This window comes from Pseudarthrobacter sp. P1 (assembly GCF_050156935.1).
Lineage (GTDB): Bacteria > Actinomycetota > Actinomycetes > Actinomycetales > Micrococcaceae > Specibacter.
The window spans coordinates 2679620-2701469 of record NZ_CP189584.1 but is presented as its reverse complement, the minus strand read 5'-3'; the positions used below and the strand labels follow the sequence as shown (position 1 = coordinate 2701469).

Sequence of the window (21850 nt, the reverse complement as noted above, 5' to 3'; positions counted from 1 at the left end):
GCCACCCTCACCGCTCCCATGCCCCTCGTCTCCGCCCGGCCACCGTGGCGGGCAACGTTCTCCTCCCTGAAGGTGCGCAACTACCGGATCTTCGCCTCCGCGCACCTGGTCGCCGTGATTGCGCTGTGGATGCAGCGCGTGGCCCAGGACTGGCTGGTGCTGGAGCTCTCCGGCTCCGTCGCCGCCGTCGGCATCACGGTGTTCATGCAATTCGCCCCCTCGCTGGTGCTCATGCCGCTCGGCGGGCTGCTGGCCGACAGGTACTCCAAGCGGCGCATCCTGGTCATCGCCCAGTCCAGCGCGGCCGTGCTGGCCGCCGTGATGGCCGTGCTGGCGCTGACCGGGACCATTGAGGTCTGGCACATCTACGCCATTGCCTTCCTGCTCGGCCTGGCCACGGTGCTGGACCAGCCCGCACGGCAGGTGTTCGTCAACGAACTGGTGGGCCCGGACCAGCTCCGCAACGCGATCAGCCTCAACTCCTCCATCTTTCAGCTGGGCGGCATGATCGGCCCGGCCGTCAGCGGCGTGCTGATGACGGCGGTGGGCGGGGGCTGGGCCTTCGCGGCTAACGCCCTCGCCTGCACCTTCACAGTGGTGTCGCTGCTGCGCCTGCGGACCTCCGAACTGGTGAAGTTTGCCCCGGCGCCGCGGGCCAAGGGCCAGTTCCGCGAGGCCCTGGCCTATCTGCGGGGCAAGCCCACGATCTTCTGGCCCACCGTCATGGCCGGCTTCTTTGCGGTCTTCGGCCTGAGCCTGGCGGTGCTGATGGCGGCCTACGCGGACCACATCTTCCACACGGGGGCGGCCGGCTACGGGTTGCTGAACACCCTGGTCGCCGTGGGTGCCCTGGGCGGCGCGCTGGCATCGACCAGGATCAGGGTGCTGCGGCTGCGCACGGCGGTGGGCGCCGCCGGCGCGTACGGGGTGGTGCTGGTGCTCAGCTCGCTGGCTCCGTCGATGGCCGCCTTTGGCACCGTCATGGTGGTGGCCGGCTTTGCCTCGCTGATGTTCCTCACCAGCGCCAACCAGCTGGTGCAGACCTCCACCAATGTGATGATCCGCGGGCGCGTCATGAGCCTGTACATCATGGTGCTCATCGGCGGCCAGGCGCTGGGCGGGCCGCTGATGGGCGCCTTGGCCGAGCATCTGGGGCCGCAGTTTGCCATGGTGGTGGCCGGGGCGGCACCGGCCGCCGCAGCGGTGGTCATTGGCCTGGTGCTGGCCCGGCGCGGGGAGCTGATGCTGCGGGTCAACCTGCGCAGTGCGCGCCGCCCGGTGGTCATTGTCAGCAAGCTGGCCCACGGATCCCGGCTTGCGGGAGCCCGCCTGTAGGCTCCGCGCGGCGGCTCCATGCGGAGACGACGGCGGCGGTTGCCGGCGTCGTCGTCCGGCGGCCCGCCCGACCCCGGCGGACCCCGCGACTTTTCCGGGTTCGGGGACTAAAATTGATGGACGCAGCATTTGCGGTTTCATTGCCGGCCCCAGGTCGACTCGGATCTGTCGGTGGGCAGCATGGACATCATCGGAAAACACTCAGCGGCGGGCGCCATCGTCCCCAAGGGAAATGCCGTGGTGAACAGCTACGCGGCGCTGTTGCGCAAGGCCCGGACCACGGGCCTGATGCGCCGGAAGCAGCTGTTCTACATCGTCTTTTTTGCCGTTCTGCTGGCCGCACTGGGTGCGGCCGGGACGGCATTTGTGCTGCTGGGGGACACCTGGTTCCAGCTGCTGGTTGCCGGGGTGCTGGGCATCCTGTTCACCCAGTTCGCCTTCCTGGCGCACGAGGCCGCCCACCACCAGATCTTTGCCTCCGGCCGCGCCAACGACTGGTCGGCCCGGATCCTGGGGCCACTGCTGGTGGGCATCAGCTACGCGATGTGGGTCCGCAAACACAGCGCCCACCACCAGCATCCCAACGTCAAGGGCAAGGATCCGGACATCCACATCGGCGTGCTGGCCTTCCACGAGGAGGGGGCGGCCACCAAGCACGGGCTTCCGGCGCTGGTCACCCGGCACCAGGGCACCCTGTTCTTTCCGCTGATCCTCTTCCTCGGCTTCGCCCTGGTGCTGGACTCGGCCAAGACGCTGTGCGGGCGCCGGCCGGTGAAGTACCGGACGGTGGAGATCTCGCTGCTGCTGGCCAGGTTCTCCGCCTATCTGGCGGTGGTCTTCTGGATGCTGCCGCTGGGCATGGCGTTCGCCTTTGTGGGCGTGCAGATGGGCGTCTTCGGGTTCTACATGGGTGCCTCGTTCGCCCCGAACCACAAGGGCATGCCCATCCTGGAAGCCGGCAGCCGGGTGGACTTCCTGACCCGGCAGGTGGTGACCTCGCGGAACATCCGCGGCGGATTCTTCATGGACACGCTCATGGGCGGGCTGAACCACCAGGTGGAGCACCACCTGTTTCCGGACATGGCCCGCCCGCAGCTGCGCCGGGCCACTGCCCTGGTCCGCCAGGCCTGCGACAGCGAGGGCATTCCGTTCACCGAGACCACCCTGTTGCAGTCCTACAAGATCGTGGTGGCCTACCTGAACCGGGTGGGCCTGTCCGCCGCGGACCCGTTCGAGTGCCCGCTGGCCGGCCGGTACAAATAGCCTGCGGCCGCAGGCAGCTTGGAAGGAGGGGCCGTGGAACAGGTCAGCGTGCGCTACATCGTGGACGACGTCGACGCGGCCATGGAGTTCTCCGTCCGCCAGCTGGGCTTTGCGGTAGTGATGCACCCGGCACCTGCATTCGCCATGCTCACCCGGGGCGCCCTGGGGCTGCTGCTCAGCGCTCCGGCCGGACCCGATGCGGCCGGTGGGGGCGCTGGGGGCGTCGGCGGTGGACAGGCCATGCCCGACGGCACGCTTCCCGCCCCGGGCGGCTGGAACAGGTTCTCGCTGCAGGTCGATGACCTGGGCGCGGCCGTCGAGGCGCTGCGCGCGGCCGGTGTGCCTTTCCGCAGCGATTCAATGCCGGGAATCGGGGTGAACCAGGTCCTCATCGAGGACCCGTCCGGGAACCCGGTGGAACTGTTCGAACCGATCCTGCCGGAAGCCGCCCAGCGGACCGTCCCCGGCTAGGACGGTCCTGCCGGATCCGCCTACACCGGCAGGTGCGGGTACTCCGGGCGCCGCCCCTGGAAGGCCAGGATGTCCGGGTTCCGGATGACGCCGTCGCGTATTTCAATGGCCCGGCTGATGGTCTCGCTGTCCTCCCACTCCTGCGGGCCGGCCATCACCGTGCCGATGAACGGCAGCAGCGCCTCGCTGATTTCCCAGCTGGCCGAATTCCACAGATAGGACGGGCTGTGGTCCACCGCGTAGTAGATGATCCGGCCGCCGACATCGAACATCGGCTCGGCGAACGACGTCGGGCGGGCCCAGCTGAAGCCCATGCCCTCGTCGCAGGACACATCCACGATCAGGCTGCCGGGGCGGAAGGCGTCCAGATCGTCCTCGCCCAGATACATCAGGGGCGAGTTGGGGTCTTGGAGTGTGCAGTTGACCACGATGTCCGCCGCGGCCAGGAACGGCGCCAGCGGCACCCGGCCGCGGTCCGTGATGACCTGGCTCAGGTACGGTGCCGCCGGATCATGGTCGAACTGGACGATGCGCACCGAGTGGATGGGGGAGCCGACGGCGGCAACGCCGCGGTTGGTCAACACCTGCACCTCGTGGACGCCGTGCGCGTTCAGGGCCGTGACGGCACCGCGGGCGGTGGCGCCAAAACCGATCACGACGGCGCGCAGCCGCCGGCCGTAGTCGCCGGTGGAACCGGTGAGCGCCAGCGCGTGCAGCACCGAGCAGTAGCCGGCCAGCTCGTTGTTCTTGTGGAAGACGTGCAGGCCGAAACCGCCGTCGCCGGCCCAGTGGTTCATGGCCTCGAAGGCGATCAGCGTGAGCTTCTTGTCGATGGCCAGCTGGGTGATGCCGCGGTCCTGGACACAGTGCGGCCAGCCCCAGAGGACCTGTCCGTCGCGCATCTGTTCCAGATCGGCGGCCTGCGGCTTGGGCAGGAGCACCACATCGGCGGTGTCCATGAGCTGCTCCCGCGGCGCAATGGAACCCACCAGGGGCGCCAGCTGGGCGTCGGAGAGGCCAAACTTTTCACCGTAGCCGCGTTCGAGCAGAATGCTGGAACGCAGCGCGGGGTCGATGCGTTCCAGATGGGCAGGGTGGATGGGGACGCGGCGTTCTTCGGGTTTGCTCGAGGACGCCATCACCCCCAGGCTGAGACCGTTCGCCGCCGTCGTCACTTCTTCTTCGCGACGAGTTTGTCCATCGAGGGCTCGGTGGCCCCGGAGGAGCGCTTGTCGGCCCGCTTTTCTTTGATTGACTTGCCTGATTTTTTTGACGCAGATTGTCGCGGGGATTTATCGGCCATGTCAGCTCCCTAAAGGTGGGGCCGCAATTGGCCCCATAGTGCTGACATTACACCTGCCGCCATAGGGCTTGGCCGGCCGGGCACCTTGTCCGGAGCAGCGGGCCTGACGCAAAAGGAGGGCCTCCCTGATGGGAGGCCCTCCTTTCCAGCGGAGCGGGCGACGGGAATCGAACCCGCGTATCGAGCTTGGGAAGCTAGCGCTCTACCATTGAGCTACGCCCGCACTGCCACGGTCTGGACCGCAGCGATAATCAGCTTAGCGCATCGGAGTTGGTGCCCGGTCCACCGCTGCGGCGTGGCGGGAATGTCCGCCGCTAGGCTGGTGCCATGAAACCCCTGGTCATTCTCGGCATGGACATCGACAGGCTGGCCGGCGGACGGCACGGCCACTACGTGATCGAAAATCCGATGCGCGAGCACCCCCGCACCAGGCGGGCCTTCCGGGCCGTGCAGTGGATCCTGGCCGCGGAGGTTGTGGTCGGCCTGGCGGCCATCGCCATCGCCGCCGTGCTGCAGTCCACCGGCACCGCCGTGGCGTTCCCTGTCTGGTTCCGCGGCGCCGTCGTGCTGTTGATGACGCTGACCCTGTTCTTCTTCGCCTGGCGCGCGCAGCTGGGATTCTACTGGGGCTACCAGCGGCTGCGGCTGTTCAGCCAGATCTTCCCGGTCATCACGCTGATCGTGGCCACCATCCCCGGGCTGTACCCGTACTGGATGGTCATCGAGCAGATCGTGTTCGCCGTGCTGATGATCGGCATCGCCGACTTCCTCACCAGCGACCACATGCGCGACGCCTTCCCGAGCCCGAAACGCCGGGACGAGCTGGCGGCCCGGCGCGCGGCCGGGGCCGACGGCGGCGGCCGGGGCTAGATGGCGGGCTCGGGCTTCTTGCGCAGCAGCGCGCCCATGGCCGGCTCCACCATGCGGGCGGCCACCGGGCCGAACACCGCCATGATCAGCACGTAGGTGGTGGCCAGGGCGGCGAGCTCGGCCGGCACGGCGCCGGAGGCCACGGCCAGGCCGGCGATGACGATGGAGAATTCGCCGCGGGCAATCAGCGCCGCGCCGGCACGGGCCCGGCCCATGGTGCCGATGCCTTGCCGGCTGGCCGCCCACCACCCGGTGGCGATCTTGGTTGTGGCGCCCACCACGGCCAGCAGGGCGGCGACGCCGAGCACCGGGGGAATGGTGCGGGGATCGGTGTTCAGGCCGAAGACCACAAAGAACATGGCAGCGAAGAGGTCGCGGAGGGGCTCCAGCACCCGGGCCGCGTTTTGCGCCGTCGCCCCCGAAATGGCGATGCCCAGCAGGAAGGCGCCGACGGCGGCCGAGACCTGCAGCGCGGAGGCCAGGCCTGCCACCAGCAGGGCGGCGCCGAGCAGCTTGAGCAGGAACGTCTCGCGGTCCGGGCTGTCGATGAGGGCCGAGACCAGATGCCCGAACCGCAGTGCGGCCACCAGCACAATGGTGATCACGGCCAGGGAAATGGCGACGGCGGTGAGCCCGCCGGCCAGCGAGACGCCGGCCAGGACGGCCGTCAGGATGGGCAGGTAGCCGGCCATCGCCAGGTCCTCGATGACCAGAATGGACAGCACCACGGGGGTCTCGCGGTTGCCCAGCCGGCCCAGGTCACTGAGCACCTTGGCCACGATGCCCGAGGAGGAGGAATAGGTCACGCCGGCCATGACCAGCGCGCCCACCGGGCCCCAGCCGAGCATGAGCGCCACGGCCGCGCCCGGCAGCATGTTCAGCACCAGATCCAGCACCCCGGGCATCCAGGACTGTTTCAGGCCGGTGACCAGCTCCTTGGCGGTGTATTCCAATCCGAGCATCAACAGCAGCAAGATCACGCCGATCTCGCTGGCGATGTGGCCAAAGTCCTCAATCCCGCCCAGGTCCACCAGCCCGCCGTGGCCAAACGCCAGCCCGCCGAGCAGGTACAGCGGCACGGGGGACATGCCAATGAGGCCGGCGAGCCGGCCCAGGATCCCCAGCGCAAAGAAGACGACGCCGAGCTGGATGAGGGAGAGGGTTGTCGGATCCACGCTAGGCCGCCGCCATCAGGGCCGGGACTGCAGGATCTTGGCGGCGGCTTCGAGCCCGGCGTCGGTGCCAACGATGACGGCGAGATCCCCGGCCTCGAGGATCTGGTCCGGACGCGGGGAGCCGATGACTTCCTCGCCGCGCAGCAGGGCCACCACGGAGGTGCCCGTCACGGTGCGCATCTGGGTGTCGCCCAGGGTCCGGCCCGCGTAGGCCGAACCGGGGCGGATCATGATCTGGTGGGTGGTGACGCCCGGAACGTTCTTCTGCTCCGCCGTCAGCTGGGCGATCAGCTGGGTGCCGCCCAGCAACCCGCCGAGCGCGGCGGCTTCCTCGGCGCTCAGCGGGATGGATGCCGCACAGGCATCCGGGTCTTCGATCCGGGAGATGATCAGTTCCGTTGCCCCGTCCCGATGGGTGACAACCCCCACGCGCCGGCCCGAACCGAGCATCAGCTCCCTGCGGACGCCAATGCCTGGAAGCGGCGTCTCTTCAATGTTCATGTCCCTACCTTAGTTCGGCCCGGGCATGGCCCGGGCGAAGATATAACAACTTTTGCGGCACGAATAGTCCGGCGGCGGGGCGGCCCTGTCCGGGACGCCGTGCCCCGGCGGGCGTACCCTGATCCGTAGGCAAAGATGCCATGGACAGACGGGAACGGGCAGTGACGCTGGAAAAGAATACGCGCAAGATCGAGGCCGGAATTGAAACCGACTTCCGCGACAAGATGAGCTACGGCTCCTACCTGTCGCTGGACACGCTGCTGTCCGCCCAGAACCCGGTCAGCGTCCCCGAACACCACGACGAAATGCTGTTCATCATCCAGCACCAGACCTCCGAGCTGTGGCTGAAGCTGGTCTTGCACGAGCTTCGTGCGGTGCGCGCCGCGCTGGCTGCCGACAACCTGCGCGTGGCCATGAAGGGCGTGGCCCGGATCAAGCACATCCAGCGCTCGCTGACCGAGCAGTGGTCGGTGCTGGCCACCCTGACGCCGTCGGAATACGCCCAGTTCCGCGGGGACCTGGGGGCGTCGTCGGGCTTCCAGTCCTACCAGTACCGCGCGGTGGAGTTCCTGCTGGGGAACAAGAACCGCGGCATGCTGAAGGTCTTTGAATCGGATCCCGCGGCCCAGGCCCTGCTGACCGAGGCGCTGGAGCAGACCAGCATCTACGACGAGTTCCTGCGCCTGCTGGCCCGGCGCGGCTTCGACGTGCCGGCGGAGCTGCTGGAGCGCGACGTCTCCACCGCCCACGTGTTCAACGAGCCCCTGGTGCAGCTGTACAAGGCCATCTACGAGGACACCGAGCAGTACTGGGACCTGTACGAGGCCTGCGAGGAACTGGTGGACCTGGAGGACAACTTCCAGCTCTGGCGCTTCCGGCACATGAAGACGGTGGCCCGGACCATCGGCATGAAGACGGGCACCGGGGGGTCCTCCGGCGTCGGCTTCCTGCAGCGGGCCCTGGAACTGACCTTCTTCCCCGAGTTGTTTGCCGTCCGCACGGAAATCGGCCGCTGAGCCGGCCGCCGGAGGGGGTGCCGGCCGGGGTGCCAGCAGCCCTTCGGGTCCAGTCCGGGCGCGCCCATGCGCTATTTTTAGATGGTGCTGATCTCAGACCGCGATATACGTGCCGAAATTGACGCCAAGCGCATTGTCTTGGATCCCTACGACCCCGCGATGGTGCAGCCGTCCAGCATTGACGTGCGCATCGACAGGTTCTTCCGCCTGTTCGACAACCACAAATACGCGCACATCGACCCCTCCGAGGACCAGCCGGATCTGACCCGCCTGGTGGAGGTTGCCCCGGACGAGCCCTTCATCCTGCACCCGGGCGAGTTTGTCCTCGGTTCCACCTATGAGGCCGTCACGCTGCCGGACGACATCGCCGCGCGCCTGGAAGGCAAGTCCTCGCTGGGCCGGCTGGGCCTGCTGACCCACTCCACGGCAGGCTTCATCGACCCCGGCTTCTCCGGCCACGTCACGCTGGAACTCTCCAACGTGGCCACGCTGCCCATCAAGCTCTGGCCCGGGATGAAGATCGGCCAGCTCTGCTTCTTCCGCCTCTCTTCCCCGGCCGAGCACCCCTATGGCTCCGGCGAATACGGCAACCGCTACCAGGGCCAGCGTGGCCCCACGGCGTCGCGGTCCTTCCAGAACTTCCACCGCACCAGCATCTAGCCCCCTTCGTTGAGATGGACGTTCTTTTCGTTTAGAACGCTTCGAAACGAAAAGAACGTCCATCTCAACGGCGCCAGCCTTGGGCGCGGAGGGCTTCGCTGATCCGGCGGACCACGGCGCGCTCGCCATAGTCCCGCAGCAAGCCTTTGGAGATGCGCACCTGGCGCCAGCCCAACTGCGCCATCCGGTGATCCCGGTCGTCATCGATCTCCTTTTGCCGGGCCGTCAGGTGGTGGCCACCGTCGTACTCGATCGCCACCTTCCACTCCGGCACGGCCAAATCAGGCCACGACATTTCGTTGAAGGCCCCGTCCACGACAACGTAGTTAAGCACCGGTTCGGGAAAAGCTGCACGTAGCATGATCAGCCTGACCTGGGTTTCGGGCGGCGAGTCAACCCCTACCCGGACCAGTTCCACGGCCTCCCGCGCCCTGACCAGTCCTCGCCGGCGATGTTCCCGGGAAACCGCAGCCTTCAGCTCCTCAAGCGTTGCCAGCGGTTCGCGCCCTGGTCCAAAGCTTCGGTGGTGCTCACAGACGATGAAATCCCCGACGGCAACCAGTTCATCGAGTGTGAGCATCGGAGCCAGATCCAGCCAGGTCCGCACCGGCGAGGTGACGTCCAAGCCCCGGACGGTTCGGACTTCGCCGGGTTCCAGTCTGCAATGGTGCCCCGCGACGCCCGTCCGTTTGGGCGGATCCGCATGCGTGGGCCGGGTGATGTGGACGGAAAGGTCCTGCTGGATCCGCCCCGGCAGCGGCATGCCCCAGACGGTGGCCGCGGTCGTATGGCTGGCCACACCACCCGGAGTGATCCGCACGATCGGACGGATCCGTTCCACGTCGTCCTGGTCGTCATTCCAGGGCACCCGCAACCCCCGGCTGGGGATGGCGAGGTCGCCGCGGCGGGTCCGCCGTCGCACTATTCCCAGATCGTCGGCGTCGGCGAGCGAAAAGGACTGCCCCCGCACGGGTTCCGGAAGGGGCTCGGAGCAGCGCATTCCCCATTGTGGCCATGCCGGCACGGGGCACCTCAGGTTATCCACAGGTTGAGATGGACGTTCTTTCAGTTATGGACGCGGCAAAGTGAAAAGAACGTCCATCTCAACGCAGGGGCCTCAGCGGACGTGCGCCGGGGGCTTGACGGGGATGAGCAGGAGCAGGCCGGCCAGGAGCACCACGAGGATGCCGATGATGCCCCAGCGCTGGGCGCCGAACAGTGCGATGCACAGGGCAAAGAGCGACGGTGCCAGGAAGGAGGCGGCGCGGCCGGTGGTGGCGTAGAGGCCGTAGAGCTCGCCCTCCCTGCCCTCCGGGGCCAGCCGGCCGATGAATGTGCGTGCGGAGGATTGGGCCGGGCCGACGAACAGGCACAGCAGCAGGCCGAAGATCCAGAAGACCGTCTTGCCCTCCATGAACAGCAGCACCGTGCCCGAGCCCAGCAGCCCCAGCAGGGACACGACTATCACCGGCTTGGGACCAAACCTGTCGTCGAAGAAGCCCGCCGAGAGTGCGCCGACGGCGGCCACCACGTTGCCGGCGATGGCGAAGATGAGCACATCCCCGGTCTTGAAGCCGAAGGTCCCCACCGCGATCACGGCGCCAAAGGTGAAGATGGCGGCCAGTCCGTCGCGGAACACGGCGCTGGACACCAGGAAGAACAGGGTGTGCGGGGAGGTCTTGGCCAGCCGTTTGACGGTGTGCCACAGCTCCACGTAGGCCTGGAAGAATCCCACCTTCGGCATGGACGGGTCCGGCACGGATTCCGGGATGGCCAGCATCACGGGGATGGAGAAGAGGATGATCCAGGCCGCGGAGAACAGTGCCACCACCCGGTAGGTCATGCCGTCGGCGCTGGTGACGCCGAAGATGCCCACCTCCGGCTTGATCAGCGCATAGAAGACGATCAGCAGGGCCACGATGCCGCCCACATACCCGGCCGCCCAGCCGATCCCGCTGATCCGCCCGATGGAGGATTTGGTGGAGATCTGCAGCAGCATGGCGTTGTAGTTGACGCTGGCCAGTTCAAAGAACACGTGCCCGGCGGCGATGGCGAAGCAGCCGAAGAGCAGGTAGGACTCGTGCGGCTGGACGAAGAAGCAGCTGGCGGTCAATGCCGCCACAAACGCGGTGTTGATGCCCAGCCAGAGCTTGCGCCGGCCGCTGTGGTCCGTGCGCTGGCCCGCCACCGGGGCCAGCAGGGCGATCGCGAGGCCCGAGACGGACAGCGCCATGGCCAGCACGCCCGAGGCATGGTCCGCCCCGCCGAAGGCATCACCGGTCAGGTACAGGGCGGTGAAGATGAAGGTGGTCATGACCGCGTTGAAGGCCGCACCGCCCCAATCCCAGGCCGCCCAGGCCGCAATCTGCGTCTTGGTGGCCGGGGTCTTGCCGTTGACCGCGGGGGAGTAGGTGGCGGCGGGCGGGTACTCAGTCATAGCGCACATGCTATCCGGCACCGGGAAGTGCACCCCCGCGGCGCGGTTAACCCGGGGTTAACTGGGCCATTGTGGAGCCGCAGGGTTGGTAGGCTGAAGTGATTCCGAATCGCCTTTGACCGCCGCCCACGACGACCAAGAAACGCGGAACCGACTGTGCTGATGATCCTTGCCATCCATGCTGTGGTGGCATTGATAGCGCCGGCGTTGTTCACCAGGCTGGGCCGGTCCGCCTTCTATCTGCTGGCAGCGGTGCCGGCCGGAAGCTTCTTGTGGCTGCTGGCCCAGCACGACGCCGTCTACTCGCCCACCGCGCCGAACCCGTCCGAGGTGCTGCCCTGGGTGCCGGAACTGCAGCTGGAATTGGCCTTCAGGATGGACGCGCTGTCCTGGCTGATGTCGCTGCTGGTGCTGGGCGTCGGGGCGCTGGTGCTGGCCTACTGCGCGCGCTATTTCAAGAAGGGCGACGGCGGACTGGGCGGCTTTGGCGCCCAGCTGCTGGCCTTCGCGGGCGTCATGTTCGGCTTGGTCACCGCCGACAACCTGGTCCTGATGTTCATCTTCTGGGAACTGACCACCATCCTGTCCTACCTGCTGATCGGCTACGCCCGGACCAGGATTTCCGCCCGCCGCTCGGCCCTGCAGGCGCTCATGGTGACCACCCTGGGCGGGCTGGCCATGCTGGTGGGCCTGATCATACTGGGCCAGACCGCGGGCACCTACAGCATCTCGGCCCTGCTGGCCAAGGCCCCCGAGCTGCTGGCCCCGGGCCCGGCGGTGGCTCTGGTCAATGTGGCCATCGCCCTGGTCCTGGTGGGCGCCGTGACCAAGTCGGCACTCATCCCGTTCCACTTCTGGCTCCCCGGCGCCATGGCCGCGCCCACCCCGGTGAGCGCCTATCTGCACGCCGCGGCCATGGTCAAGGCCGGCATCTACCTGGTGGCCCGGCTGGCCCCCGGCTTTGCCGAGACGCCGTCCTGGGCGCCGATGATCACCGTGCTGGGGCTGGGCACCATGCTGGTGGGCGGCTGGCGGGCGTTGCGCCAGCACGACCTCAAGCTGATCCTGGCCTACGGCACGGTGAGCCAGCTCGGGTTCCTGACCGTCGTCGTCGGGCTCGGCAACCGGGACGCGGCGCTGGCGGGGCTGGCCCTGCTGCTGGCCCACGGCCTGTTCAAGGCGGCCCTGTTCCTGGTGGTGGGCATCATCGACCACCAGACCGGAACCCGCGATATCCGCGAGCTCTCCGGAGTCTTTTCCTCCGCCCCGGCGCTGGGAGTGGTGGCCATCATCGGGGCCGCGTCCATGGCGGGCGTGCCGCCACTGGCCGGCTTCGTGGCCAAGGAATCCGTGCTGGAGACCTTCGTGGACAACGCCGTCCACGGCGGCGCCGCCGGCACAGGCAACGGCACCGGGTACCTGGTGCTCGGACTGATGGTGCTTGGATCCATGCTGACTTTTGGCTATAGCGCCCGGTTCGTCTGGGGTGGATTCGCGGTGAAGCCCAAAGTTGCCCCCACGGTGTTCAAGCCCATCCCCGCCGCGTTCCTGGCCGCCCCGGCCATCCTGACGGTCCTGACGGTGCTGTACGGGCTGGTCCCGGGGCCGGTTGATGGCTGGATCGCCCCCTACGCCCAGCTGTTCCCCGCCGGTGCTGCCAAGGATTCACATCTCGCGCTGTGGCACGGTTTCACGCCCGCCCTGGGGCTGAGCGCGCTGGCGATCGCCGTCGGTGTGCTGCTCTTCGCCGGCCGCGGCACCGTGGCGGGGGTGCAGGACCGCCTGCCCGCCGTGGTTGATGCGGAAAAGTGGTACCGGCAGGCGGTCAACGGCCTGGACGCCGCCGCCATCTGGATCACTGGCCGCACCCAGCGCGGCTCGCTCTTCTTCTACCTGTCGGTCATCCTGTCCACTGCCATCGTGGCCGCCGGCCTGGCACTGGTCTTTGGCGGCCAGCACTGGCCGGAGACCGTCTACCTCGTCGATCCGGGTGCCCCGGTGCAGCCCATCGCCGCCGTCGCCATCGTGCTGGGCGCGCTGGCCGCGGCCCGGGCCAACAAGCGCTTCCTGGCCGTGCTGATGGTCAGCGTCACCGGCTACGGCATTGCGCTGATCTTCGCCCTGCAGGGTGCGCCGGACCTGGCCCTGACCCAGATGCTGGTGGAGACCATCATCCTGGTGGCCTTCGTGCTGGGCCTGCGCAGCCTGCCGGCCCAGCTGCGCGAGCGCACGGCCGGCAGCCACCGGGCCGTCCGCCTGCTCATCGGCGTTGCCTTCGGCGTGACAATGGTCTTCGTGGCGCTGGCCGCCATGGGGGCGCGCGTGGCCGAGCCGGTGTCGCTGCAATTCCCCAAGCTGGCGTACGAGGGCGGCGGCGGGCTGAACATCGTCAACGTCACGCTGGTGGACATCCGGGCCTGGGACACCTTTGGTGAAATCTCCGTGCTGGCCATTGCCGCCACCGGCGTGGCCAGCCTGATCTTTGTCCGCGGCCGCGGCGACCGCCTGCCCCGGGCCGCCACCGTGGCAACGGGCAGCGTGGGCCGTGTGGCCGGGGGCAACGGTGCGCCGGCCGGTGCTGTTGGCAGGAAAGAGGCGACGGCGGAACTTGCCCGCCGCTTCACCGATGTGACCCGCGATGCCTGGCTGGTGGCCGGGCGGACGCTGGCCCCGGAACGGCGCTCGATCATCTTCGAGGTGGTCACGCGCCTGCTGTTCCACTCCATGATCATCCTCTCGATCTACCTGCTGCTGGCCGGCCACAACGGCCCCGGCGGCGGCTTTGCCGGCGGCCTGGTGGCCGGGCTGGCCCTGACCATCCGGTATCTGGCCGGCGGCCGCTTTGAGCTGGCCGAGGCCACCCGGGTGAGCGCCGGCGCCATGCTGGGCCTGGGCCTGGGCCTGGCCGCACTGACGGGCATGTTCCCGCTGCTGCTGGGCGGGCAGGTGTTCCAGAGCGGCATCATCCACCTGGACCTGCCGGTGTTCGGGGACGTCAAGTTTGTCACCTCCGCCATCTTCGACGTCGGCGTCTACATGGTGGTGGTGGGGCTGGTGATCGACGTGCTGCGCAGCCTGGGCGCCGAGATCGACCAGCACGAAGAGGACAGCGCCAACGGGTTGGAGGCCACCGTGGACGAGCTGCAACAGGGGGTGGGCCGGTGAGCGCCAACCTGACCCTGCTGCTGGTGATGGGCGTGCTGTATGCGGTGGGCATCTACCTGATGCTCGAGCGGAGCCTGACCCGCGTGCTGCTGGGCCTGATGCTGCTGGCCAACGCCACCAACATCCTGCTGCTGGCCACCGGCGGCTACGCCGGCCTGGCACCCATCTTCGGCAAAGACATTCCTCCCGGTGAATATAACGATCCGCTCCCGCAGGCCTTCATCCTAACCTCCATCGTGATCTCCTTCGCCGTGACATCGTTCATGCTGGGGCTGATCTACCGCAGCTGGCTGCTGGCCCGCCGCGACGAGATCCAGGACGACGCCGAGGACCGCAAGGTGGCCAAAAAGGACTCCTTCGACGCCGAAGAGGACGCGGACATCGCCGCAGACACCACCGAATTCAACTTCCCGGCCAAACGCTCAAAGGGGCGGAACCCGCGATGAACCTCGCAGACCTTGCACCGCTCGCCGTCGCCGTTCCGTTCCTGGGCGCCGCCGTGGCCTTCCTGCTGATCCGCCATCCGCGAGCGCAGCAGCGGGTCAGCATTTCCGCTGTCGCCCTGACCCTGGTGCTGGAGGCGGTCCTGCTGGCCTCCGTCTGGACCTCCGGCACCAGCGCCGTCCACCTGGGCGGCTGGCTGCCGCCCTTCGGCATCGTGATGGTGGTGGACCAGCTGTCCTCGCTGCTGCTGGTGGTCTCCTCCGCGGTGAGCCTGGCGGTGCTGGTCTACGCCACCGGCCAGGGCGCCGCCGACGGCGACGACAAGGGCCCCGTATCCGTCTTCCACCCCACCTACCTGATCCTGGTGGCGGGGGTGTCCAACGCCTTCCTGGCCGGGGACCTGTTCAACCTGTACGTGGGCTTCGAGATCCTGCTGACTGCCTCCTACGTGCTCATGACCCTCGGCGGGACGGGGGACCGGATCCGCGCCGGCGTCACCTATGTGGTGGTCAGCGTGGTTTCCTCCATGCTCTTCCTGATTGCCATCGCGATGGTCTATGCGGCTACGGGAACCGTCACGCTGGCGGACCTGGACGGCAAGCTGGGCCAGCTGGATCCCGGCACGCAGACGCTGCTGCACATCCTGCTGCTGGTGGCGTTCGGCATCAAGGCGGCCGTTTTCCCGCTCTCCTTCTGGCTGCCGGACTCCTATCCGACGGCGCCCGCCCCGGTGACGGCCGTGTTCGCCGGCCTGCTGACCAAGGTGGGCGTGTACGCCATCATCCGCACCGAAACGCTGCTGTTCCCGGGCGGGGCGCTGGACGATGTGCTGATGGTGGTGGCGCTGCTGACCATGCTGGTGGGCATCATGGGTGCCGTGGCGCAGACCGACATCAAGCGCATGCTCTCCTTCACGCTGGTCAGCCACATCGGCTACATGGTCTTTGGCGTGGCGATGTCCTCCGTGCTGGGGCTGGGCGCGGCGGTGTTCTACGTCATCCACCACATCACCGTCCAGACCTCGCTGTTCATGGTCACCGGGCTGGTGGAGCGCCGCGGCGGAACCTCCTCCATCGATAGGCTCGGCGGGCTGGCCAAGCTGTCCCCGCTGCTGGGCGTGCTCTTCTTTATTCCGGCGATGAACCTGGCGGGCATCCCGCCGTTCTCCGGCTTCCTGGGCAAAATGGGCCTGCTGCAGGCGGGCGTCACGCTGGGCACCCCGCTGGCCTATCTGCTGGTGGCCGGCGCCGTGGTGGCCAGCCTGCTGACCCTGCTGGCCGTGGCGCGCGTGTGGAACAAGGCCTTCTGGCGCAGTCCGGCGGACGCGCTGGCCCCCGAGCCCGTGCTGCTCGCCGCGCTCTCCCGCGGATCCCGCGCCGGGGCCCGCAGCGGGGACCCCCGCAAGGCCGCACCGCGGGCCAAAGGCAGCGGGGCACCAGGCAAGACGGTGCCCGCTGCCGCGCTGATGCCGCCCATGATGGTGGGCTCCACCCTCGGGCTGGTGGCCTTCGGCGTGGCCCTGACGGTGTTTGCCGGGCCGCTGTTTTCGCTGGCCAACCAGGGTGCGGGCCAGATGCTGGACCGGCAGGCGTACATCACCGCCGTTATGGGCGCGCCGGAGGCCCGGCGGTGAGCCGGCAGAGGATTTCCCTGTGGAAGGAACTGCCGCTGCTCATCTGGCTGGTCCTGGTCTGGGGTTCGCTCTGGCAGGACTTCAGCGTGGGCAACCTGGTCTTCGGCGCGCTGATCGCGCTGGTGGTGGCGCGCATCTTCTACCTCCCGCCGGTGGAATTGAGCGGGCGCTTCAACGTCTTCCTGGCCGCCGTCTATGCCGCCATCTTCCTCAAGGACGTGGTGGCCGGCAGCTTCGGGGTGTTCTACCTGGCGGTGGCCCGCGGGCCCGCAGTGCGCAACGCCGTCGTCGCCGTGCCGCTGCGCAGCCACTCGGACCTGCTGATCACCGCCACCGGGCATGTGCTCTCGCTGGTGCCCGGCTCGCTGGTGGTGGAGGTGGACCGGGCCACGCCCACGCTCTACATCCACGCCCTGAACGTCTCCAACGAGGAGCAGCTGGAAAAGGTGCGGGCCGGGGTGCGGGCCACGGAGGCCTGGCTGATCAGGATCATGGGGACCCGGGAAGAAGTGGCGGCGCTGGCCGCCGAAACGGACGGAACGGAGGGGGCGCCATGAGCGGCATGGACATCGTCGTGGTGGCCGTGGCGGCCATCCTCTCGCTGGCCGCGGCCGGCGCCATCTACCGCATCGCCGCCGGGCCATCGCTGCTGGACCGCGTGCTGGCGGCGGACGTGCTGCTGGCCATTGTGGGGGCCGCCCTGGCCACCGACATGGCGGTCAACCACCACCTGAACAACTTGCCCCTGCTGGTGGCCGTGAGCGTCATCGGGTTCATCGGCTCGGTCACAGTGGCCCGGTTCGTCTCGGACCGGCGGGAGGAGCCATGAGCACGACTGTGGACAATCTGGTCGATGTGCTGACGGGGGTGTGCCTGCTGGTGGGGGCGTTGATGTCCCTGGCGGCGGCCATCGGCCTGCTGCGCTTTCCGGACCTGATGAGCCGGATGCACGCGGCCACCAAGCCGCAGGTGCTGGGCCTGGCCATGCTGCTGGCGGCCATCGGGCTGCAGCTGCGCAGCTGGGCGGTGCTGCCGGTGCTGTTGGTGGCCTGGATCTTCCAGCTGCTCACCGTGCCGGTCTCCGCCCACATGGTGGGGCGGGCCGGCTACCGGACCAAGCACCGCCGCCCGGACCTGCTCAGCGCGGACGAGCTCAACGCCGTGGTGGCCGCCGCGGCCCAGGACCTGGCCGGGGATCCGGACGACGACGGCGCCGCCTCCCGGGGTGCCGACCCGGGAGTCTAGGCACCGGGGCCGTCCAACCGCGGGCCGGATCCCGCGCCCGGTTCGGAAACCAGTGCGGCCCTGGACGTCTCCGCAACCAGCGCCCGCAGCTGTTCGATCATCTGCTTGTGCTGTTCGCCCAGGTCGATGAGCCGGTCGATTTCAAGCTTGGCGGCGACGTTGGTGTCGTAGTCGTGTTTGGCCATCGCCGAACTGATGGCATCCTGCCGTTTTGCCGAGATGAGCAGGATGGCGCCCTGCAGCCCGGCCAGCATCGACAGGAACAGGTTCAGCAGGATGTACGGGTACGGGTCCCAGGAGCCGTTCTTCAAGACGATGCTGTTGGCCACGGCCCAGAGCACCATGCTGAGGATGAAGGTGCCGATGAAGGGCCAGCTGCCCATCCCGTTGCGCAGGACATCGGCAGCCTTCTGGCCCGGGGTCAGCGAGGCCTTGTGCTCGGTGTGCCAATTCTTGATGGTCATGGGCACCCTTCCTGGGACGGGTGCTAGACCTCGTCCGGCGTCTTGTTGAAGCGGGCAATGGCGCGCTGCGTGCCGCGCCCGGCCAGCACCTGGATGACGGCTGCCACCGCGGAGGAGACCAGGGCGAACACCAGCGCCGAACGCAGGCTGTTCTCCAGGTCGCTGCCGTCCTTGGGTGGCTTGTTGCCGGTGCTCTTCTCCCAGACGGCGTCCACCAGCTTGTTGGCCGCAAACCCGGCGCCAAGGCTCACCGCAATGCCGAGCAGTTTGAATACAACATTCATGGGGCCTCCTGGGTGGCGGGCCGGTGTCCGGCGCTGTGGTGCAGTCAGTGCCAGCCTAGCGCCTCCGCGGCGCTGTGCCGCGGAGCCCACCCGGGTGTGCTTGCGCCGTCGGGCGTCATGGAAGTTCCACTGGCGGGTGCCGGGGGGTAAACTGAATCCGCAAATCAACACGACAGGGGAGCACCGGTCCTTGAGAGGGACGCGGCGCTGAGAGTGCGGGAAACCGCAGACCCTCGAACCTGATCCGGTTAGTACCGGCGAAGGGAGTCGAGTTCTCTTCGGCCGCGCGCCATCAATGCGTGTGGCCGCCCCTCCTGTAAAGGAGGATCCTCATGAGCAATTCAAATGCGCCCGTCCGTAAAACCACTGCGTCGTACTGGCGCGTGGTGGACATTGTGGTGGCATCCGTGCTGGCCGTGGCCGTCGGTGTCATCTTCTGGCTGTGGAGCCAGGGCTACGGCATCATCGCCGCCATCACCGTCGCCTTCCCGCCGCTGGGTGGACTCTATGGCGGTGGCTGGCTCATTGCCGGCGTCATCGGCGGCCTGGTCATCCGCAAACCCGGTGCCGCACTCTACTGCGAACTGGTCGCGGCAGTGGTAGAGGCGCTGCTGGGCACCCACTTCGGCTTCACCGTGCTGATCTCCGGCCTGGTCCAGGGCGTTGGCGCGGAGCTGGCCTTTGCCACCTTCCGCTACAAGAAGTTCAACCTCCCGGTGGCGCTGCTGGCCGGTGCGCTTGCCGGTCTGGCCATGGGCATCAACGACAACATCGGCTACAACGCCGAATGGGAGCCGGCCTGGAAGTTCATCTACGCCGGTTTCGCCGTTGTCTCCGGTGCAGTGATCGCCGGGCTGCTGTCCTGGCTGGCCGTCCGCGGACTGGCACGCACCGGTGCGCTGTCCAACCTGCCCTCCCGCCATGCGGCCGCGGAGCGCGTCCTCTAGCCATGGCTTCTTTCCAACAGGTGGCCCCGGCCGCCGTTTCGGCCCGGGGCTGGGGCTGGCAGCATTCTGGCCGGCCGCACAAGGCCGTGCACGACCTTGACTTGGAGATTGCCCCCGGGGAGCGCGTGCTCCTGCTCGGCCCCTCCGGTGCAGGCAAGTCCACGCTGCTCCATGCCCTGGCCGGGGTGCTGGGTGCCGACGAGGAGGCCAGCGAGTTTGGCTCCCTGACCATCGACGGCGTGCCGGCCGCTGCCGCACGCGGCCGCGCCGGACTGATGCAGCAGGACCCCGACGCCCAGGTGGTGCTCTCGCGCATTGGCGACGACGTGGCCTTCGGCGCGGAAAACCTGGCCGTTCCCGCGGCGGAGATCTGGCCGCGGGTGCAGACGGCACTGGATGCCGTCGGACTCCGCCTGCCGCTGGACCATTCCTCCTCCGCGCTTTCCGGCGGCCAAAAGCAGCGCCTCGGCCTGGCCGGCATTCTGGCCATGCGCCCGGGGCTGCTGCTGCTGGACGAGCCCACGGCCAATCTGGACCCGGCCGGCGTGCTGGAGGTCCGGGACGCCGTGCTCAACACGGTGTCCGAAACGGGGGCAACCCTGGTGGTGGTGGAACACCGGGTGGCTGTCTGGGCGGACCTTGTTGACAGGATCGTGGTGCTGGCGCCCGGTTCCTCCGGCCACGGCGGCGGCGTGCTGCTGGACGGCCCGCCCGCCGTCGTGCTGGCCCAGGCGCGGGAGATGCTGGCCGCGGCAGGGGTCTGGGTGCCCGGCTACGTGCCGCCCACCCGGGGGCGCACGGGATCCGGCGGCGGGCCGCTGCTGCTCTCCGCCAAGGATCTGGCCGTGTCCCGGCAGCGCGGACGACGCCGGCACCCGGCCGTCCCTGCGGCGTCGGGGATCGCTGTGGCGCTGGAGGCGGGCACCGCACTGAGCATCACCGGCCCCAATGGGGCCGGCAAATCCACACTGGCACTGACCCTGGGCGGGCTGATGCCGGCTTCCTCCGGAGCGGTGGTTGCCGCAGCGCCGCTGGCCCGCGGCGCCGGGCCCGACCCCTTCCGCTGGAAGGGATCGGCGCTGATCGAGCGGATCGGCACGGTGTTCCAGGAGCCGGAGCACCAATTCGTCACCGGATCCGTGCTGGAGGAACTGCAGTTCGCACCGAAGCTGCTGGGCCATGGCGGGGACAAGGTGGAGGAATTGATGGCGCGGCTTCGGCTGGAGCATCTGGCCGAGGCGAACCCCTTCACCCTCTCCGGCGGCGAAAAGCGCCGGCTGTCCGTGGCCACGGTGCTGGCCGCCAGCCCGCAGGTGCTGGTGCTGGACGAGCCCACCTTTGGCCAGGATGCCAACACCTGGGCCGAACTGGCCTCCCTGGTGGGCGAGCTGCTGGACGCCGGCACCGCCGTCGTCTCCGTCACCCACGACGCCGAGTTCACCGAGGTTCTGGGCGGAAACAGGCTGGAGCTGGGCGCGCATGGGGGTGTCGCATCCGGTGCTCCGGCACCGTCCGCGGCTCCGGCCCACGCCGCGCCACCGGCCCACGCCGCGCCACCGGTCCGGACCGCGGTCCGGGCAAATGTCCAGGCAAGTCTTCATGCAGGTGTTCAGCCCTTCGGCCGGGCTCCGGGAGGTGCGGCATGAGCGTGGACATCCTGGCGCAGCCGCGCTCCACGGCCTTCCTATCCCGGGCCAACCCGCTTGCCAAGCTGGGCGCCGCCATGGTGTTGACCGTGGCGCTGCTGCTGACGGTGGACTGGGTGTCGGCGGTGGTGGCGCTGGCCTGCGAGCTGGCGGTGCTGCCACTGGCCGGACTGAGCCTGCGCATGCTGCTGGTGCGCAGCTGGCCCATTCTGGCCGCCGCCCTCGTGGGGGCCTACGGATCGGCCCTGCTGGCACCCAAGACGGGTGCCGTGCTGCTGGCCTGGGGGCCGTTCCTGTTCACGGAGGGTTCGGTGGAGTCCGGTGTGGCCATCGCCCTGCGCGGACTGGCCATCGGACTGCCGGGCATCATTGTCCTCGCCAGCACCGACCCCACCGATCTGGCCGATGCCCTGGCGCAAAAGCTGCTCCTGCCGCACCGCTTTGTGCTCGGCGCCCTGGCCGCGATGCGGCTGGTGGGGCTGCTGGTGGCCGAATGGCAGACCCTCGGCATGGCCCGCCGCGCCCGCGGCGTGGGGTCCAACACCGGTGTGTTGGGCCGGTTCGTCGCCTCGCTGGGCCAGGCGATGGCATTGCTGGTGCAGGCCATCCGCCGCGCCTCGCGCCTGGCCGTGACCATGGAGGCCAAGGGCTTTGGCGCCGGACCGCGCACCTGGGCCCGGCGTTCCGCCTATTCAGTCGTGGACGTCTGGGTGTTTGGTGCCGGCCTTCTGGTCTCGGCCGCGGCGGTGGGTGCCGCCGTCGTCCTCGGGACCTGGAACCCGGTCTTCTAGCCGACCTCCGCACCGGCGACGCCGTTTCCCGTCCAGGACACCGGAACTTCCGCGTCCCGGGCGGGGAGCGGCGTCCTTGTTTCGGGACGGCGTCACTCCCCGCAGCTACGAGCCGGAAATGTGACGTGCCTCATGCTTGACACGTGTTCGGCGATTCTGCCACACTTCCTAACACGAGTTAGGAAGTTGCGAGGAGGCAA

At 68.5% G+C, this 21850-nt stretch carries 23 protein-coding genes, 1 tRNA gene and 1 riboswitch; of the genes, 15 read left to right on the top strand and 9 right to left on the bottom strand.

From position 1 onward, the window contains the following. The first annotated feature begins 18 nt into the window (after nucleotides 1-18). The 3 genes from ACQCSX_RS12735 (at nucleotide 19) to ACQCSX_RS12725 (ending at nucleotide 3069) form a co-directional block, all read left to right on the top strand. On the top strand, nucleotides 19-1335 hold the full coding sequence (locus ACQCSX_RS12735) for an MFS transporter (RefSeq protein ID WP_427019044.1): 1317 nt from the start codon (nucleotides 19-21) through the stop codon (nucleotides 1333-1335). Between the two features lie 180 nt (nucleotides 1336-1515). After that, complete coding sequence (locus tag ACQCSX_RS12730) at nucleotides 1516-2598, top strand: fatty acid desaturase family protein (RefSeq protein WP_427015681.1); 1083 nt, start codon at nucleotides 1516-1518, stop codon at nucleotides 2596-2598. A gap of 33 nt (nucleotides 2599-2631) precedes the next feature. Further along, nucleotides 2632-3069, top strand: a complete 438-nt coding sequence (locus ACQCSX_RS12725) for a VOC family protein (protein ID WP_427015680.1) — start codon at nucleotides 2632-2634, stop codon at nucleotides 3067-3069. Between the two features lie 20 nt (nucleotides 3070-3089). Here the strand turns inward: ACQCSX_RS12725 and ACQCSX_RS12720 are convergent, their stop codons facing one another. The 3 genes from ACQCSX_RS12720 to ACQCSX_RS12710 all read right to left on the bottom strand — a co-directional run bounded on the left by ACQCSX_RS12720 (nucleotide 3090) and on the right by ACQCSX_RS12710 (nucleotide 4595). Next, nucleotides 3090-4208 (bottom strand): N(5)-(carboxyethyl)ornithine synthase, encoded by a 1119-nt coding sequence (locus ACQCSX_RS12720; protein WP_427015679.1) that lies wholly within the window; start codon nucleotides 4206-4208, stop codon nucleotides 3090-3092. Between the two features lie 32 nt (nucleotides 4209-4240). Beyond that, on the bottom strand, nucleotides 4241-4372 hold the full coding sequence (locus tag ACQCSX_RS12715; protein WP_427015678.1) for a hypothetical protein: 132 nt from the start codon (nucleotides 4370-4372) through the stop codon (nucleotides 4241-4243). 152 nt (nucleotides 4373-4524) lie between these two features. After that, nucleotides 4525-4595: transfer RNA gene (locus ACQCSX_RS12710), tRNA-Gly, on the bottom strand. A gap of 104 nt (nucleotides 4596-4699) precedes the next feature. On the opposite strand from ACQCSX_RS12710, the gene ACQCSX_RS12705 reads away from it, so the two are divergent. After that, nucleotides 4700-5242, top strand: a complete 543-nt coding sequence (locus ACQCSX_RS12705) for a hypothetical protein (protein ID WP_427015677.1) — start codon at nucleotides 4700-4702, stop codon at nucleotides 5240-5242. On the opposite strand, the gene ACQCSX_RS12700 is transcribed toward ACQCSX_RS12705, so the two are convergent. Further along, complete coding sequence (locus tag ACQCSX_RS12700) at nucleotides 5239-6417, bottom strand: cation:proton antiporter (RefSeq protein ID WP_427015676.1); 1179 nt, start codon at nucleotides 6415-6417, stop codon at nucleotides 5239-5241. The genes ACQCSX_RS12705 and ACQCSX_RS12700 overlap by 4 nt on opposite strands. Before the next feature lie 15 nt (nucleotides 6418-6432). Beyond that, nucleotides 6433-6918, bottom strand: a complete 486-nt coding sequence (locus tag ACQCSX_RS12695) for a cation:proton antiporter regulatory subunit (RefSeq protein ID WP_427015675.1) — start codon at nucleotides 6916-6918, stop codon at nucleotides 6433-6435. A gap of 161 nt (nucleotides 6919-7079) precedes the next feature. Between ACQCSX_RS12695 and kynA the strand changes: the two genes are divergently transcribed. Continuing rightward, nucleotides 7080-7934, top strand: coding sequence for a tryptophan 2,3-dioxygenase (gene kynA, locus ACQCSX_RS12690; RefSeq protein WP_427019043.1), 855 nt, complete (start codon nucleotides 7080-7082; stop codon nucleotides 7932-7934). An 84-nt stretch (nucleotides 7935-8018) separates the two neighbouring features. Beyond that, nucleotides 8019-8594, top strand: coding sequence for a dCTP deaminase (gene dcd / locus ACQCSX_RS12685; RefSeq protein ID WP_427019042.1), 576 nt, complete (start codon nucleotides 8019-8021; stop codon nucleotides 8592-8594). 64 nt (nucleotides 8595-8658) lie between these two features. Here dcd and ACQCSX_RS12680 read toward each other — a convergent pair whose 3' ends face one another. Together ACQCSX_RS12680 and ACQCSX_RS12675 are read right to left on the bottom strand one after the other, a co-directional pair. Next, complete coding sequence (locus tag ACQCSX_RS12680; RefSeq protein WP_427015674.1) at nucleotides 8659-9516, bottom strand: hypothetical protein; 858 nt, start codon at nucleotides 9514-9516, stop codon at nucleotides 8659-8661. Nucleotides 9517-9711: 195 nt separating this feature from the next. Then, the gene (locus tag ACQCSX_RS12675; protein ID WP_427015673.1) at nucleotides 9712-11031 is read right to left on the bottom strand and encodes an MFS transporter; all 1320 of its coding nucleotides are present in this window, start codon (nucleotides 11029-11031) and stop codon (nucleotides 9712-9714) included. A 156-nt stretch (nucleotides 11032-11187) separates the two neighbouring features. Between ACQCSX_RS12675 and ACQCSX_RS12670 the strand changes: the two genes are divergently transcribed. The 6 genes from ACQCSX_RS12670 to mnhG are packed head-to-tail and all read left to right on the top strand — an operon-like array spanning nucleotide 11188 to nucleotide 17518. Next, nucleotides 11188-14196, top strand: a complete 3009-nt coding sequence (locus tag ACQCSX_RS12670) for a Na+/H+ antiporter subunit A (RefSeq protein ID WP_427015672.1) — start codon at nucleotides 11188-11190, stop codon at nucleotides 14194-14196. Continuing rightward, the gene (locus tag ACQCSX_RS12665; protein ID WP_427015671.1) at nucleotides 14193-14642 is read left to right on the top strand and encodes a Na(+)/H(+) antiporter subunit C; all 450 of its coding nucleotides are present in this window, start codon (nucleotides 14193-14195) and stop codon (nucleotides 14640-14642) included. Before ACQCSX_RS12670 ends, ACQCSX_RS12665 begins: the two co-directional genes overlap by 4 nt. Next, complete coding sequence (locus ACQCSX_RS12660) at nucleotides 14639-16273, top strand: Na+/H+ antiporter subunit D (protein ID WP_427015670.1); 1635 nt, start codon at nucleotides 14639-14641, stop codon at nucleotides 16271-16273. Before ACQCSX_RS12665 ends, ACQCSX_RS12660 begins: the two co-directional genes overlap by 4 nt. Then, nucleotides 16270-16830, top strand: a complete 561-nt coding sequence (locus tag ACQCSX_RS12655) for a Na+/H+ antiporter subunit E (RefSeq protein WP_427015669.1) — start codon at nucleotides 16270-16272, stop codon at nucleotides 16828-16830. The genes ACQCSX_RS12660 and ACQCSX_RS12655 overlap by 4 nt, the downstream gene beginning before the upstream one ends. Nucleotides 16831-16835: 5 nt before the next feature. Continuing rightward, entirely contained in the window at nucleotides 16836-17102 is a 267-nt protein-coding gene (locus ACQCSX_RS12650) for a monovalent cation/H+ antiporter complex subunit F (protein WP_427019041.1), read from the top strand. Continuing rightward, on the top strand, nucleotides 17099-17518 hold the full coding sequence (gene mnhG / locus ACQCSX_RS12645) for a monovalent cation/H(+) antiporter subunit G (protein ID WP_427015668.1): 420 nt from the start codon (nucleotides 17099-17101) through the stop codon (nucleotides 17516-17518). Before ACQCSX_RS12650 ends, mnhG begins: the two co-directional genes overlap by 4 nt. On the opposite strand, the gene ACQCSX_RS12640 is transcribed toward mnhG, so the two are convergent. Further along, nucleotides 17515-17982 carry a DUF1003 domain-containing protein gene (locus ACQCSX_RS12640; protein WP_427015667.1) on the bottom strand — a complete coding sequence of 156 codons (468 nt, stop codon included), beginning with the start codon at nucleotides 17980-17982 and terminating at the stop codon, nucleotides 17515-17517. The genes mnhG and ACQCSX_RS12640 overlap by 4 nt on opposite strands. Nucleotides 17983-18005: 23 nt before the next feature. Then, nucleotides 18006-18266: a DUF4235 domain-containing protein gene (locus ACQCSX_RS12635; protein ID WP_427015666.1), complete on the bottom strand. Its 261-nt coding sequence runs from the start codon at nucleotides 18264-18266 to the stop codon at nucleotides 18006-18008. A 164-nt stretch (nucleotides 18267-18430) separates the two neighbouring features. Then, a riboswitch (TPP riboswitch) is annotated at nucleotides 18431-18549 on the top strand. Nucleotides 18550-18598: 49 nt separating this feature from the next. On the opposite strand from ACQCSX_RS12635, the gene ACQCSX_RS12630 reads away from it, so the two are divergent. Genes ACQCSX_RS12630 through ACQCSX_RS12620 form a run of 3 tightly spaced genes read left to right on the top strand, consistent with a single transcriptional unit; the run spans nucleotide 18599 to nucleotide 21650 of the window. Further along, on the top strand, nucleotides 18599-19213 hold the full coding sequence (locus ACQCSX_RS12630; RefSeq protein WP_427015665.1) for an ECF transporter S component: 615 nt from the start codon (nucleotides 18599-18601) through the stop codon (nucleotides 19211-19213). Between the two features lie 2 nt (nucleotides 19214-19215). After that, on the top strand, nucleotides 19216-20859 hold the full coding sequence (locus ACQCSX_RS12625; protein ID WP_427015664.1) for an ABC transporter ATP-binding protein: 1644 nt from the start codon (nucleotides 19216-19218) through the stop codon (nucleotides 20857-20859). Continuing rightward, nucleotides 20856-21650, top strand: coding sequence for an energy-coupling factor transporter transmembrane component T family protein (locus tag ACQCSX_RS12620; protein ID WP_427015663.1), 795 nt, complete (start codon nucleotides 20856-20858; stop codon nucleotides 21648-21650). The genes ACQCSX_RS12625 and ACQCSX_RS12620 overlap by 4 nt, the downstream gene beginning before the upstream one ends. The last annotated feature ends 200 nt before the right edge of the window (nucleotides 21651-21850 follow it).

What these genes read in the sequence shown, in the direction of transcription:
- ACQCSX_RS12735 (WP_427019044.1), top strand. Translation starts at nt 19, where the DNA reads ATGCCCCTCGTCTCCGCCCGGCCACCGTGGCGGGCAACGTTCTCCTCC.
- ACQCSX_RS12730 (WP_427015681.1), top strand. Translation starts at nt 1,516, where the DNA reads ATGGACATCATCGGAAAACACTCAGCGGCGGGCGCCATCGTCCCCAAG.
- ACQCSX_RS12720 (WP_427015679.1), bottom strand. Translation starts at nt 4,208, where the DNA reads ATGGCGTCCTCGAGCAAACCCGAAGAACGCCGCGTCCCCATCCACCCT.
- ACQCSX_RS12715 (WP_427015678.1), bottom strand. Translation starts at nt 4,372, where the DNA reads ATGGCCGATAAATCCCCGCGACAATCTGCGTCAAAAAAATCAGGCAAG.
- ACQCSX_RS12705 (WP_427015677.1), top strand. Translation starts at nt 4,700, where the DNA reads ATGAAACCCCTGGTCATTCTCGGCATGGACATCGACAGGCTGGCCGGC.
- ACQCSX_RS12695 (WP_427015675.1), bottom strand. Translation starts at nt 6,918, where the DNA reads ATGAACATTGAAGAGACGCCGCTTCCAGGCATTGGCGTCCGCAGGGAG.
- ACQCSX_RS12675 (WP_427015673.1), bottom strand. Translation starts at nt 11,031, where the DNA reads ATGACTGAGTACCCGCCCGCCGCCACCTACTCCCCCGCGGTCAACGGC.
- ACQCSX_RS12660 (WP_427015670.1), top strand. Translation starts at nt 14,639, where the DNA reads ATGAACCTCGCAGACCTTGCACCGCTCGCCGTCGCCGTTCCGTTCCTG.
- ACQCSX_RS12650 (WP_427019041.1), top strand. Translation starts at nt 16,836, where the DNA reads ATGGACATCGTCGTGGTGGCCGTGGCGGCCATCCTCTCGCTGGCCGCG.
- mnhG (WP_427015668.1), top strand. Translation starts at nt 17,099, where the DNA reads ATGAGCACGACTGTGGACAATCTGGTCGATGTGCTGACGGGGGTGTGC.
- ACQCSX_RS12640 (WP_427015667.1), bottom strand. Translation starts at nt 17,982, where the DNA reads ATGACCATCAAGAATTGGCACACCGAGCACAAGGCCTCGCTGACCCCG.
- ACQCSX_RS12635 (WP_427015666.1), bottom strand. Translation starts at nt 18,266, where the DNA reads ATGAATGTTGTATTCAAACTGCTCGGCATTGCGGTGAGCCTTGGCGCC.
- ACQCSX_RS12630 (WP_427015665.1), top strand. Translation starts at nt 18,599, where the DNA reads ATGAGCAATTCAAATGCGCCCGTCCGTAAAACCACTGCGTCGTACTGG.
- ACQCSX_RS12625 (WP_427015664.1), top strand. Translation starts at nt 19,216, where the DNA reads ATGGCTTCTTTCCAACAGGTGGCCCCGGCCGCCGTTTCGGCCCGGGGC.
- ACQCSX_RS12620 (WP_427015663.1), top strand. Translation starts at nt 20,856, where the DNA reads ATGAGCGTGGACATCCTGGCGCAGCCGCGCTCCACGGCCTTCCTATCC.